This window comes from [Clostridium] clostridioforme AGR2157 (genome assembly GCF_000424325.1).
GTDB classification, from domain to species: domain Bacteria; phylum Bacillota; class Clostridia; order Lachnospirales; family Lachnospiraceae; genus Enterocloster; species Enterocloster clostridioformis_A.
This window is the reverse complement of record NZ_AUJR01000014.1, coordinates 64,003-76,615: the sequence shown is the minus strand read 5'-3', so window position 1 is coordinate 76,615 and position 12,613 is coordinate 64,003. Positions and strand designations below refer to the sequence as shown.

The following is a 12,613-nucleotide window of genomic DNA, read 5'->3' as shown; positions in this document are numbered from 1 at the left end:
TTTATTTTTGATTTTTATGGTGATTGTATAAATACAACTCGTCTTCATAGGGCAGTATGCCGCCGGCCGCCCCCATATGCTGGACACTGTGGGAAGCAACTGAACATCCGAATCCCGCACTTTCAAAAAATGACAGTCCGCTCACCAGACCGGCCATCAGCCCGGCCATAAAGGAATCGCCTGCCCCCGTGGTATCCACGGCCCGAATTCCTTTCGGACATTCTATATACCTCTCCTCGGAAAAATCCGTGACATAGCATCCCTTTGAACCAAGCTTGATTCCAAAATATGTAAGACCCATAGGCTTAAGGGCGCTGCTGATTTCCGGGATCTCCCGGCATCCGGTTATGGCCGATGCCTCCTCGTAGCTTGGGAAAAAAACATCTGTATAGGGCAGGACCTCCTTAAACATATTCATCCAGCAATTGCAGACTGCCCTCTGGTTAAAGGCCGCATCCATGACCGTCATCCTGCCATGTGCCTTGGCCCGTCTCAGGAGCCTGGCAAGGCCTCCCTGGTTCATCCGGTTAAAGCTGCATGCAGAACCAATGTAGACCATATCCGCTCTCTCAATGGCTTTCTCCGGCAGGTCCCTGTCATCCACCTGGTCAAAAATCGATACATCTGACAGGAAATGCCTCTCCCCATTTTCCTCAATCAGCGCAAAACTGGATGCCGTAGCATAAACCGGATCCGTTACCACATGGGAAACATCAATTCCCAGTTTCCTGCATTGGTCCAGAATAAACCTTCCATTCAGGTCATCTCCCACCCGTCCCGCCATTACGGCAGGAATGCCCAGGCGTGACAGTCCGATGGCTGTGTTAAGCGCGTCCCCGCCGCAGGCCTGTACTGGTTTCTCTATCATGGTGCAGTCCCTGCTTAATACATCCCGGTCCACTGGCCTTAAAAGGGTATCGCACACCATCATTCCAAAACTAAGCACCACCTTTTAAACCACCCCTCCTTCATCCATATGTCCGTACATACATATAATTGCACAATGTCTTATATTTGTCAAGTACTTATGGTAAAATTATAATAAAATGTTATTTTTTCAAATTTTCCCTTGCATTTTCCACAACATGCTTTACAATATAATTGATGTTTCGTTTGTACATACATATGTATCTAAACTGAAAGGATTTTAAATTATGACCATGTTTACCAAAGAAATAAATAAAGATGTGCCCATCCCCCTTTATTACCAGTTGAAAAATATCATCAAAACAGACATTGAGAACGGAACTTTAAAGACAGGGGATACCATCCCCACTGAAATGGAAATCATGAGCCACTACAACATCAGTCGTTTTACGGTGCGCCAGGCCATCTCAGAGCTGGTAAATGAAGGTTACCTGGTCAGGAAAACCAGCAAAGGCACCTTTGTCACGGAGCCTAATAAAAAGACCAGCTTCATCAAGTCCTTTGAACCATTCCACCAGCAAATCCAGGAGCTGGGCAAGACACCCCATACAGAGCTGTTAGACATGTCCGTCATGACGCCGGACGATCGGATCAGGGAACTTCTGTGTCTTGGAGCCAATGACAAGGTCATCTCCCTGTTCAGACGGCGTTTTGCGGATGCAACGCCTGTGGTGACAATCCAGAACTACCTTCCCTACAACCTCTGTCACTTTGTGCTGAGCCATGACTTTAAGGACGTTTCACTGTATAATCTCTTTATGTCACGTCCGGAAACCTGCATTGATAACACCCGCACCATTGTTTCCGCCGAGACAGCCACCCCTGAGGATGTTAAGCTGCTGGAGGTAAAGCCCGGCAGTCCCATGCTTTGTTTCAGTAACATTTCCACCACCAGCGACGGAACCATAATTGACTATGCCTATGCCCATTACCGTGGGGATATGAATAAGTTTGAAATTAACGAAAGCCCCAAATAATCCGTCTGCCATATCGCCACATAAAAACAGCGGGACCGGAATGCATATCATCCGGTCCCGCTGCTGCGCTTTCCCTATTCACCTTTCCCAAACACAGAAGCAATCTTAATATCCAGCTTCCCGCACCACTCCCTAAGCACATCCTCCTTGCAGAAGGACACGGAAAAATCCTCCAGTTCAAGGTCCAGAGGTATGTCTGTCTTAATGGTGGCCAATTCCTTAGACAGCCTGGCGGCTGCTTCCCCGCACAGTTCCCCTTCCTCCCCTGTTTTGGTCAGGGATTTGTAGGGGGAACGGCTGATTCCCAGGCTGTTCTTCCAGAAGTCCTGCAGCTTTTTAAGCTGCTTCTTATCCTGCTCCGCCTCATGTATCACCTCATAAATATTCTCCACGGTGCCGTATTCACCCAGCAAAAGAGGGGCCGCGCTGGCAACGCCCCTGACTCCCGGGATATTGTCCGAGGTGTCGCCCCGGATTCCCTTCAGGTCCGTAATCTGCTCCGGCCACACTCCCTCCTCGGAATACACGGTCTCAGCCGTAAACTCAAAGGTCTTTTCCGGCAGGTTCACCGATGCCTTATCCAGGCCGTAAAGCCCGTAATACTTGTCGTAGAGCTCCTCCGTCTTCTCCTGTCTGGCCTGGACCATCCAGGCCCTTACATTGTACTCATCGCTCACAAGCTGCAGATAATCATGGTCCTTGGTCATCACCACCATGGGTACCTGCTCCCTGAATTTATGGACAAGGCTTCCAGCATAGTCATCCGCCTCATACCGGTCGCTGTAGAGCACCTTAAAGCCTGCTTCCTCCAGAATCCGCTCCATCAGCACGAACTGCTGCTTAAGGGGCTCCGGTGTTCTGCTTCTGGTACCCTTATACTCAGGATACAGTTCCCTGCGGAAGGTATCCCTTGTCTTGTCAAACACAAATGCCACGTAGGCCGGCTGCTGCTTTTTCAGCAGGGAAGCAACGGCCTTCAGTACCCCCATGATGCCGTTGGTATAGGTCCCGTCTGATGCGTGGAGTATTTTTCCGTAATGCTTTTCCTTCTCCTCGTCGGTCTTGGCGAACATGATTTCCCTGGGTAACACTGCATAGTAACAGGTTGACAGCAGGGATGAGCCGTCAACAATCACGAATTTTCTTTCTGACATCCTGATTCCATCTCTTTCTTACGTATTCTGTCATTGTGCGGGGCATTATCCTTACCTGCGGTGATGCCTGTCCCAGATTCCGGCAAACAGCAGGGCGGCTACAATGAATACCAGCACTATCAATCGTTCCGTCTGTCCCATATGGCTCCTCCTTCCGGAGACACGACTGTAACGGGAAGTCACAGTTTCCTCAAAACAGTATCATACACCAGTTTTGTCCTGGCGTCAAAGAGAACCCACAGAATCTGTTCCAGTTCACCCGGATGCTCTGCCACAAATTTCCTGGCAGTTCCTATGGCGGTTTCTGCTGCCAGCTCCACCGGGAAATGGTATATGCCGGTGGAGACAGAGGGAAACGCAATCCGCTTCACCCCATTTTCCAGGGCCAGCAAAAGGGAATTCCTGTAGCAGGAGGAAAGCTTCTCCTGCTCACCGCATGTCCCGCCGTTCCACACAGGACCCACGGTGTGGATGATGTACCGGCATTCCAGGTTGTAAGCCTTTGTAATCTTGGCCTGTCCTGTCTTACATCCGCCTAACATCCTGCATTCATGCAGCAGTTCCTTTCCCGCGGCCCTGTGGATTGCCCCGTCCACCCCTCCTCCTCCAAGGAGGGATGAGTTGGCCGCATTGACAATTGCATCCATTCCGGTTATCTTCGTTATATCACCTAATACAGTACCTATGACTGTGTTGTTTTCATTCTTCATAGCTGGCCTCCTCTGATTTCTTTCCTTTAATTATACCATATAACCCCTCAGTCCTGACAGCAGTAATTCACCGATTTTCCCCGCCCCGCTGTCAGCCGCAAAGGTATGGACCAGGCTGGCCTTATCCCTGCCAAGGATGTTCTCCAGCTCTGCAAAGGAAAGCAGGCCTTTGAGATACAGCTTTACGATTTCCATGGGTCCGCTTCCGATTTCCGCCACCAGCTCTAAATGTGTCATGCTTTACCTTCTTTCTGCCTTTTTCAACCTTCCATTAAAAATGCCGGCCTAATAATATATGTAGGCATTTTCCAGAATATTCCTGTTGGCAGCCATATAAATCCTTTGAAATCATGAGAATCTTTCGCTTTCCCTATGGTAAAATTAATCATTCCATTAAAAAAAGTCAGCTTTTTGTAAGAAACATTACGCTTCATTACATTTCACTGACTTTCGTTGCAATTCATCCTGAACTATGGTATATTCACATCAGGTCAGAAATGACGCTAGCCCGGCAGCTTCCACAGCCCCATGTTGTGGAAGCACCGGGCTCCCCCCAAGAATCTTTATCTGAAGAACCCTATCTGAAAAATCTTCATTCGTACCGCTTTTCATCATTCTTCGTATTTCCAGATTTGTACCTCACCAGAATATCCCTCAAACGTACGTTTAATAATATCCTCCACAACATTCCAGTCGCCGCCCGCGCTGCCGCATCCTATCTTATAGGGAAATGCCACTGTTTCGTTTTTGTCCCTGGCTTCCAAAAAGCTCCGGATTTCTCCCATGGCTCTTTCCAATGCATCATAGTCGGTATAGACCATCTTTTTCCTGCCGTAATCATCCTGTCCGTACAGATTGCCAATCAGAAACCAGCGTCCGTCCTTTTCCACAGGCTGGGCAGACACCCGTCCCAGCAGCTTGGAGGTATCCCCGTTTTCCTTTTCAATCCACTGCTTCGTAATCCGTTTATAGGTCTTCTCCACCTCGGGAAACAGCTTCTTAACCTGTCCTGCGATTCCATAGCCGAATGCGCCCTGGCAGTTCACCTGGTGGCACAGAATATCTGCCTTTGAATCAAATATGCTGCCATTGTAATACTGAATCATAAGTTCCTCCTCTATCCTATGTTATCTACTGTATTTCTTATGTTATCTACTGTATTTCTTATGTTATCTACTGTATTTCTTACTCCACATCCACGATTTTTCGCTTCTGTGATTTTCCTGCACAAAACGCACGGTATCTTTCATGATGCTGTCCGCCTGTTTATATCATGTCCCGATTCTCCGTCCGGCCCAGCAGATAGTCCACGGAACAGCCGAAATAGTCCGCCAGCTTTACCAGTGAAACCGCGTTTGGCACGCTCCTTCCGTTTTTCCAGTCGCTGATGTTTCCCATGGATACATCCAGCTCCCTGGATACCTGGCTGGTGCTGCCCTTCCGCCTGATTTCCACAAACAGATTCTTCAAGTCAATCCTGTACTGTACCACATTCCATTCCCCCAATTCCAGTAAAAAGTTGTGTCGAATCTATCATAAATGCCGGGAAGAAAATTGTAAATGAAAATATACACAAAAGTCCTTCAATAATTTGTAAGTATTTCTTCAAATTCCGTCCATGAATATCATGTATAATAGTTACAATTAGGGTATTGCCCGGTATACAAAGGAGGATTGTTATGGATACAAACAAGAAAATATTGATAGGAGCCATTGGCGCTGCCGTTGTCATCGGCGGCGTTGCCATTGGCCTCATACTCAGCAAGACGCCGGAAAAGGCAGACCTGTCCACCATACATACGCAAGCAGCCACGGAAGCTCCCAAGGAGTCCCTTCCCGCCACCACCCAGGCCCCGGAGACTGATGAGACCACAGAGGCCCAGGAGGGCGCTGCTTCCAGTGTTTCCGCTTCCATCGAGACCTATACATCCGGAAAGATATCCATCCAGTATCCTGCGGTGGACCAGCTGGACAGCGCCTCAAAGAAGGACAAAATTAATGAATTGTTAAAGACCAACGCCCTGTCCGTCATAAAGGCCAATGACATCGACGAGGCAAACGATACCCTGGACATCAAGTGCAAGGTGATTTCCGTGGACCGCAAACGTCTCACCGCCACTTACACCGGCACTCTGTCCGCAAAAGGAGCCGCCCATCCGGTTAATCTGTTTTATTCCAACACAGTCAATCTGCTTCAGGCCCAGAACCTGGGACTGGATGATTTTACCGACGCCTACACAATGGCCGGATATGTGCTCAGCGACGATGTGAAGTTTTCAGGCATTTCCTCTGATGTGGAGGCCCAGGTCCTGAGCTACCTCTCTTCCATGGATTTGGATTCCCTGACCGCTGTCTTTAACAGCGCGGATTTCCCTCTGTCGTCAGAGACTCAGTGGCCTGAATCCTTCAGCTATGAAAAACAGGGAACCATCTACTTCTCACTGCCTGTTCCCCATGCCCTGGGAGACTATGTGCTGGTTGCATTTGACCCCACCACCAAATAGTCCTTTTACCGGGATTTGTCTTGTGCCGATTTTAAGACAAGGTCCGGGGTTGATATCATAAGATATTTGATATATAATTATCATTAATTCTAATAGATAAAGGAGCAGCAAAACTTATGGATAACGTAATGGTATTTGACCACCCTTTGATTCAGCACAAGATTTCCATTTTGCGCAATAAAGCCACCGGAACCAATGAATTCCGCGCCCTCATAGAGGAAATTGCCATGCTGATGGGCTATGAGGCCCTCCGTGACCTTCCTCTGGAGGATGTGGAGGTGGAGACACCCATCGAGACATGCATGACTCCCATGATTGCCGGACGCAAGCTGGCCGTAGTTCCGATTCTCAGGGCGGGACTTGGCATGGTAAACGGCATCCTGGCCCTGGTTCCCAGCGCAAAGGTAGGTCATATCGGTTTATACAGGGACGAAGTCACACACGAACCTCATGAATATTACTGCAAGCTTCCAAACCCCATTGAAGAGCGTACCATCATCGTCACAGATCCCATGCTGGCTACTGGCGGATCCGGCGTTTCAGCCGTTGACTTCATCAAGGAACACGGCGGGAAGAAAATCAAATTCATGGCTATCATAGCTGCTCCGGAAGGCCTTAAGCGTCTCCATAACGCCCATCCCGATGTACAGATTTACGTGGGACATCTGGACCGCTGCCTGAATGAGAACGCCTATATCTGCCCCGGACTGGGAGATGCCGGAGACCGTATCTTCGGAACAAAATAACAGGAAATATTACCGGGATATTAAACGCATAAACCGGAAGCCGTTCACTGCATATCGCAAGTCCGGCTTCCGTTTTTTATATGTTCTCTGTCTGTTCCGTCTTTTTATTCTGTCAGTACTGTCTGGCTTATTTTACTACCTTAAGCCCACCCTTTCCCTTCTCAGGTACTTCCTGCTCTGCTTCCACTTCCCTGGCCTCTTTTACAACGATGTTGTCCTGGCCCTTGTAAATGGAGTCAGGGGGAACACATCCACGTACGCTGGACAGCGGGTATACATTGGAATTACGTCCAATGACAGTTCCCGGATTCAGTACGCTGTTGCAGCCAATCTCAGCGTGGTCGCCCAGGATGGCGCCGAATTTCCTGCGTCCTGTCTCCACATCCCCGTCCTCAGCATGAACCTTTACAAGACCCTTGTCAGCCTTCACATTGGAAGTCACTGCGCCGGCTCCCATATGTGCCTTATAGCCCAGGATGGAATCGCCCACATAGTTGAAATGAGGCACCTGCGCCTCGTCAAAGATGATGGAGTTCTTGATTTCACAGGAATTGCCGATGACAACGTGCTGTCCAAGGATAACGCTTCCCCTTAAAAAGGCGCCGTTGCGTATCTGTACCTTTGGTCCGATAATCATAGGTCCGCCCATGGCAGTGGTGGGAGCCATCTGTGCTGTCTTGTGAATCCAGATATTCTTTCCAATCTTCTTGTATTCGTTCTCCGGAAGGCTGGCACCCAGACTTTCGATGAAGCCATTGATGTCACCCAGAACTTCCCATGGATACTCATGGCCCTCAAACAGCTTTTCTGCGATTGTATGGCTTGTGTCTAACAGTTCTTTGATTTTCATCTGTTCCAGTTTCATAAATTAATTCTCCTTTTTTGTTTTATAGAATGCGGCTGCCGCGTCAAAATAACCTCTCATATTGTACTGGTTATTCATGCGGATGACATTGACTGTCCTGCCGGCAACAAAACGATTCAGCTTTTCCATATACTCATCTGAGGTTATGGACCCCTCCGCAACATAGGTGAGTCCCTTTTCCCAGCTGGCTGTCAGCTCCGGATTCAGAAGCTGGCGGATGGACTGGTCCACCACGTCATAGACCATTTCCCCTAAAAGGGATGGCGTAATAACCTGGGTCTTCTTGTTCAGGTTCAGATACTTGATATTAAACAGTTTCTTAAGTATCTCAGCCCTGGTAGCACTGGTGCCTATGCCGCTGCCCTTAATCTGGGCCCGCAGCTCCTCGTCCTCTATGAGCTGGCCCGCATTTTCCATGGCCAGAATCATGGAACCGGAGGTATAGCGCTTGGGAGGCGATGTCTCGCCTTCCTTTATGTTCAGCTCCACCAAAGTAAGTATATCATTTTTTTTCAATTCTGCAAGTATCTGGAGCAATACTGTCCTGTCAACTTTTGGAGAAATGGCGTTTTGGGCACCGTCTTTTGCCTCATCCCTTGCCTCGTCAAAGGACTCCTCCACCCCGTTCTTATTTGCCAGGTTCACATCTGCTACCTTGAGATATCCCGGTTCGGACAGAACCTTAAAATTAGCAAAAAAATGTTCCTTCAGGCGCTCCAGCTCCAGGCTGTATTTCTGATAAACCGCCGGAGGATAAAATATGCTTAAAAACCTTCTGCATATGACCTGATACACCTTTTCAGACAAAGGCGGAAGTCCCCTCAGGTTTCCAAGTCCCTGGCCGGTGGGGACGATGGCATAGTGGTCCGTTATCTGCTTGTCATTGACATAACGTGTCTTGGCAATTCCCTTATAGGAGCCCATATTCAGCACCTCATCCGCAAATGCCGCCATGGGCGCGTAATTCTTAAGGCCGCCGATATTCTTTTGAATCTCTTTGGACACTGCCGTGGACAGGACCCTGGCATCGGTTCTGGGGTAGGTGACCATCTTCTTCTCATACAGCTCCTGCACCACCTTAAGTGTCTCATCCGGGCTGATTTTAAACATCTTGGAACAGTCGTTCTGAAGCTCCGCCAGATTGTAGAGAAGGGGCGGATTCTTGGTCTCCTTTTTCTTCTCCTTGGAGAGCACAGTGGCTGTGAGAGGCGGCTCTTCCGTCAATAAGACTGCCAGCCCCTCTGCCTGCTGCCTGTCCTTAAAGCCGTTGTCCTTATACAGATAGGGGGTTCCGAAATAACGGGAACCTTCCACTGCCTTCCACTCCGCCTCAAAGGGAACCGGCTGGCCGTCCTTGCCTGCCGCCTCAAAGGAGCCAATGACCCTGTAAAAGGGGGTCTTCACAAAACCGCGTATTTCCCGTTCCCTGCGCACAACCATTCCCATGACACAGGTCATGACCCTGCCCACGGACAGAACCGTAAACTTGGTTCCCAGATAATTTGACAGGGCAGGTCCGTATTTGAGGGTCAGCACCCTGGAAAAATTAATTCCCATGAGGTAGTCCTCCTTGGCCCTTAAATAGGCGGAGTCAGACAGGTTGTCATACTCTGTCTCATCTCTGGCCTCGCGGATTCCCCTCAATATCTCTTCCTCTGTCTGGGAGTCAATCCACACCCTTTTCTGCTTCTTATCCTTTACCCCGGCCATCTGGGCCACCAGGCGGTATATGTACTCTCCCTCGCGTCCCGAGTCCGTACACACATAGATGGTATCGATATCGGGCCGGTTCAAAAGACCCTTGACGATTTCAAACTGCTTGGATACATTGCTTATGACTTCGTACTTGAATTCCTTTGGAAGGAATGGCAGTGTCTGAAGGCTCCAGCGCTTAAACTTCATGTCGTAGGCTTCCGGATAACTCATGGTCACCAGATGCCCCACGCACCACGTCACCACTGCCTGCTCAGACTCTATATACCCGTCGCCCCGCCGTCCCCGTATCTTAAGCGCTTCGGCAAACTGCTGGGCCACACTGGGCTTTTCTGCTATGTATAATGATTTTGACATCCAATCCCTCATTTACTTTCTTCATACGCGCCATCCCCCGGATTTGTCCGGCAGATTTCCATGGCGGCAGGGCGCATATTATAATAGTATACCATTAAATTCCCTTTGCCGCAATCAAAAAAACCATGAAGCGCCAACTATGGCAGAACCCTCATGGTTTTCCTGCATAAACTACTATAACGACATTCCAGAGGTGACTTCCATGCCTGGAAGCTGGCAGTATCAGCCTTATCTCACCACATATGATTCATTCATATTTTACAATGCAATCGGGGAACATCCCGATTACTTCTACCGGCCCATAGCCGTGGCAAAACAGGTGGTAAACGGGACCAACTACCGGTTCATGACCATAGCCGAACCGGAGCAGTCAGATCTGACTCCCCATTTTGCCATCGTGGAAATCTATCAGCCCCTTGAAGGCAGGGCCTATGCAACTAAATTTACGCCTGTTTAGCCAAAAATTTATAGACGGTCCTGGTGCTGTACTCGTCCCCTGCTTTCAGTAAGGGGGACGGGAACTGGGGCTTATGGACCGCGTCCGGATAATACTGGGTCTCAAAGCAGAACGCGTGGCGGTAATCATAGCGGGCTCCGCCCTTACCCGGCATCTCATCCTGCAGGAAATTAGCTGTATAAAACTGGATTCCGGGCAGGTCCGTATAGCATTCCAGCACGCGGCCGCTGGCCGGGTCCATGGCCTTTGCAGCCAGGGCCAGTTCTCCTTCTTCCTTATCCAGCACCCAGTTGTGGTCATATCCTTTTCCGAATACAAGGGCCTCAAAATCAGCGCCTATATCCCGTCCAATAGCCTTCATCTCTGTAAAGTCCATGGGAGTGCCTGCCACAGGAGCAATCTCTCCCGTAGGAATGGAGACCTCGTCCGCCGGTGTATAGCGGGACGCGTTAAGCCACACCTCCTGCTTCATCACATCGCCGCTGTCATGTCCTGCCAGGTTAAAATAGCTGTGGTTGGTGAAATTGGCAACCGTATCCTTATCGCAGGCCATATGATAATCCAGCACAAGACTGTCCTCGTCTGTCAGGGTATAGCTCACCGTAATCCTGGCATTGCCCGGATATCCCTGGTCTCCGTCCGGACTCTCCAGATAAAAGTCCAGCCTGCTGCCTGCCTCTGTCTCTGAGGACCTGCAGTCCCAAACCCTGTCGTGGTACAGGTCAGGCCCGCTGTGAAGGTTGTTGGGGCCGTTATTGGCCTCCAGCTTATAATCCTTACCGTCAATGGTGATGACGGCCCCGCCAATCCGGTTGGCATTGCGGCCAATGGGCGCACCGAAGTGGGCAGGATTCCTGCGGTAGCTGTCCAAATCATCGTATCCCAGCACCACATCCGCCATGTTCCCGTCCTTATCAGGCACCACCATGGAGACCCACACGCCTCCCAGAGTGATGAACGAGGCGGATACCCCATTCTTATTGGTCAGTGTATACTTGTAAACCTCTGTACCGTCGGGCATTTTCCCGAATGAATTTTTCTCAATTGCCATGATTTTCTTCACCCCTTCTCCATGCAGTACTAAATATATCCCCTGGCTGTCAAAAGCTCTGCGCAGAGTACGGCTCCGCCTGCCGCTCCTCTTACCGTGTTGTGGGACAAACCGATGAATTTATAATCATACACAGTGTCCTCCCTCAGACGGCCCACGGAAATTCCCATTCCCCTCTCAAAGTCCACGTCTGCCGTTACCTGGGGACGGTTATCCTCCTCAAGGTACTGGATGAACTGTGCCGGGGCGCTGGGAAGCTTAAGCTCCTGGGGAACTCCCTTAAACTCCCTGAGTTTCTGAATCAGCTGTTCCTTTGTCACCTTTTTCCTGAACTTCACAAATACGGCAGCCGTGTGGCCGTTCAGTACCGGTACCCTTACGCACTGGCAGGTGATGACAGGACTTTTTGCCTTGACTATAACGCCGTCCTCAATGGTTCCCCAGAGACGAAGGGGTTCCTGCTCGCTCTTTTCTTCCTCGCCGCCGATATAGGGGATGATGTTGCCTTCCATCTCCGGCCAGTCCTTAAATGTCTTTCCCGCGCCGGAAATAGCCTGATATGTAGTGGCCACCACCTCGTACGGCTCAAATTCCTTCCATGCTGTCAGCACCGGCGCATAGCTCTGGATGGAGCAGTTGGGCTTTACCGCAATAAATCCCCTCTCTGTCCCAAGTCTCTTCTTCTGGAAGGGGATCACGTCAAAATGCTCAGGATTGATCTCCGGCACTACCATGGGAACATCCGGCGTCCAGCGGTGGGCGCTGTTGTTGGATACCACAGGCGTCTCTGTCTTGGCGTATGCCTCCTCGATGGCCTTGATTTCATCCTTTGTCATGTCCACGGCGCTGAATACAAAATCAACTCCCGCCGCAGCCTTCTCCACCTCATTTACATTCATCACAACCAGCTTTTTTACAGCCTCCGGCATGGGGGTAGTCATCTTCCAGCGGTCTCCCACAGCTTCCTCATACGTTTTGCCGGCAGAGCGCGGGCTGGCAGCCACTGTCACTACCTCGAACCACGGATGGTTCTCTAAAAGGGCGATGAAACGCTGCCCTACCATGCCTGTTGCGCCTAATATTCCAACCTTCAGCTTCTTTTCCATAAATCATTCTCCTCATTATCCTGATTTTCCCGCCCTCCGGAACTGT

14 protein-coding genes are annotated in these 12,613 nt (G+C 49.9%); 4 read left to right on the top strand and 10 right to left on the bottom strand.

Annotation, left to right across the window (positions count from 1 at the left end; translation table 11 throughout):
* Position 1: 1 nt before the first annotated feature.
* On the bottom strand, positions 2-949 hold the full coding sequence (locus tag G614_RS0108480; protein WP_027641623.1) for a carbohydrate kinase family protein: 948 nt from the start codon (positions 947-949) through the stop codon (positions 2-4).
* A 205-nt stretch (positions 950-1,154) separates the two neighbouring features.
* On the opposite strand from G614_RS0108480, the gene G614_RS0108475 reads away from it, so the two are divergent.
* Positions 1,155-1,904: a GntR family transcriptional regulator gene (locus tag G614_RS0108475; protein WP_027641622.1), complete on the top strand. Its 750-nt coding sequence runs from the start codon at positions 1,155-1,157 to the stop codon at positions 1,902-1,904.
* Between the two features lie 74 nt (positions 1,905-1,978).
* On the opposite strand, the gene G614_RS0108470 is transcribed toward G614_RS0108475, so the two are convergent.
* From G614_RS0108470 to G614_RS0108435, 5 genes are all read right to left on the bottom strand, one after another.
* The gene (locus G614_RS0108470; protein ID WP_027641621.1) at positions 1,979-3,058 is read right to left on the bottom strand and encodes a 5'-3' exonuclease; all 1,080 of its coding nucleotides are present in this window, start codon (positions 3,056-3,058) and stop codon (positions 1,979-1,981) included.
* Positions 3,059-3,237: 179 nt separating this feature from the next.
* Positions 3,238-3,768, bottom strand: a complete 531-nt coding sequence (locus G614_RS0108460) for an O-acetyl-ADP-ribose deacetylase (RefSeq protein ID WP_027641620.1) — start codon at positions 3,766-3,768, stop codon at positions 3,238-3,240.
* A 30-nt stretch (positions 3,769-3,798) separates the two neighbouring features.
* Positions 3,799-4,005 carry a hypothetical protein gene (locus tag G614_RS0108455; protein ID WP_002564352.1) on the bottom strand — a complete coding sequence of 69 codons (207 nt, stop codon included), beginning with the start codon at positions 4,003-4,005 and terminating at the stop codon, positions 3,799-3,801.
* 374 nt (positions 4,006-4,379) lie between these two features.
* A complete protein-coding gene (locus tag G614_RS0108440; protein WP_027641619.1) occupies positions 4,380-4,874 on the bottom strand; it encodes a macro domain-containing protein in 495 nt (164 codons plus the stop codon).
* A gap of 160 nt (positions 4,875-5,034) precedes the next feature.
* A complete protein-coding gene (locus G614_RS0108435) occupies positions 5,035-5,259 on the bottom strand; it encodes a helix-turn-helix domain-containing protein (protein WP_027641618.1) in 225 nt (74 codons plus the stop codon).
* A gap of 188 nt (positions 5,260-5,447) precedes the next feature.
* Here G614_RS0108435 and G614_RS0108430 point away from each other — a divergent pair, with 188 nt between their 5' ends.
* Positions 5,448-6,272 (top strand): hypothetical protein, encoded by an 825-nt coding sequence (locus G614_RS0108430; RefSeq protein ID WP_027641617.1) that lies wholly within the window; start codon positions 5,448-5,450, stop codon positions 6,270-6,272.
* A 116-nt stretch (positions 6,273-6,388) separates the two neighbouring features.
* Complete coding sequence (gene upp, locus G614_RS0108425) at positions 6,389-7,018, top strand: uracil phosphoribosyltransferase (protein ID WP_027641616.1); 630 nt, start codon at positions 6,389-6,391, stop codon at positions 7,016-7,018.
* A gap of 127 nt (positions 7,019-7,145) precedes the next feature.
* Here upp and G614_RS0108420 read toward each other — a convergent pair whose 3' ends face one another.
* Positions 7,146-7,883, bottom strand: a complete 738-nt coding sequence (locus G614_RS0108420; protein ID WP_027641615.1) for a UDP-N-acetylglucosamine pyrophosphorylase — start codon at positions 7,881-7,883, stop codon at positions 7,146-7,148.
* A gap of 3 nt (positions 7,884-7,886) precedes the next feature.
* Positions 7,887-9,953 (bottom strand): DNA topoisomerase, encoded by a 2,067-nt coding sequence (locus tag G614_RS0108415; RefSeq protein WP_027641614.1) that lies wholly within the window; start codon positions 9,951-9,953, stop codon positions 7,887-7,889.
* 202 nt (positions 9,954-10,155) lie between these two features.
* Here G614_RS0108415 and G614_RS0108410 point away from each other — a divergent pair, with 202 nt between their 5' ends.
* Positions 10,156-10,410 carry a hypothetical protein gene (locus G614_RS0108410; RefSeq protein ID WP_027641613.1) on the top strand — a complete coding sequence of 85 codons (255 nt, stop codon included), beginning with the start codon at positions 10,156-10,158 and terminating at the stop codon, positions 10,408-10,410.
* On the opposite strand, the gene G614_RS0108405 is transcribed toward G614_RS0108410, so the two are convergent.
* Positions 10,397-11,461: an aldose epimerase family protein gene (locus tag G614_RS0108405; RefSeq protein WP_027641612.1), complete on the bottom strand. Its 1,065-nt coding sequence runs from the start codon at positions 11,459-11,461 to the stop codon at positions 10,397-10,399. The two genes, G614_RS0108410 and G614_RS0108405, sit on opposite strands and share 14 nt — an antisense overlap.
* A 29-nt stretch (positions 11,462-11,490) precedes the next feature.
* Positions 11,491-12,567, bottom strand: coding sequence for an aspartate-semialdehyde dehydrogenase (gene asd / locus G614_RS0108400; RefSeq protein ID WP_027641611.1), 1,077 nt, complete (start codon positions 12,565-12,567; stop codon positions 11,491-11,493).
* Positions 12,568-12,613 lie beyond the last annotated feature (46 nt).

Coding starts and splice junctions, on each gene's coding strand:
- G614_RS0108470 (WP_027641621.1), bottom strand. CDS start 3,058: ATGTCAGAAAGAAAATTCGTGATTGTTGACGGCTCATCCCTGCTGTCA.
- G614_RS0108405 (WP_027641612.1), bottom strand. CDS start 11,461: ATGGCAATTGAGAAAAATTCATTCGGGAAAATGCCCGACGGTACAGAG.
- upp (WP_027641616.1), top strand. CDS start 6,389: ATGGATAACGTAATGGTATTTGACCACCCTTTGATTCAGCACAAGATT.
- G614_RS0108420 (WP_027641615.1), bottom strand. CDS start 7,883: ATGAAACTGGAACAGATGAAAATCAAAGAACTGTTAGACACAAGCCAT.
- asd (WP_027641611.1), bottom strand. CDS start 12,567: ATGGAAAAGAAGCTGAAGGTTGGAATATTAGGCGCAACAGGCATGGTA.
- G614_RS0108460 (WP_027641620.1), bottom strand. CDS start 3,768: ATGAAGAATGAAAACAACACAGTCATAGGTACTGTATTAGGTGATATA.
- G614_RS0108430 (WP_027641617.1), top strand. CDS start 5,448: ATGGATACAAACAAGAAAATATTGATAGGAGCCATTGGCGCTGCCGTT.
- G614_RS0108410 (WP_027641613.1), top strand. CDS start 10,156: ATGCCTGGAAGCTGGCAGTATCAGCCTTATCTCACCACATATGATTCA.
- G614_RS0108415 (WP_027641614.1), bottom strand. CDS start 9,953: ATGTCAAAATCATTATACATAGCAGAAAAGCCCAGTGTGGCCCAGCAG.
- G614_RS0108440 (WP_027641619.1), bottom strand. CDS start 4,874: ATGATTCAGTATTACAATGGCAGCATATTTGATTCAAAGGCAGATATT.
- G614_RS0108455 (WP_002564352.1), bottom strand. CDS start 4,005: ATGACACATTTAGAGCTGGTGGCGGAAATCGGAAGCGGACCCATGGAA.
- G614_RS0108475 (WP_027641622.1), top strand. CDS start 1,155: ATGACCATGTTTACCAAAGAAATAAATAAAGATGTGCCCATCCCCCTT.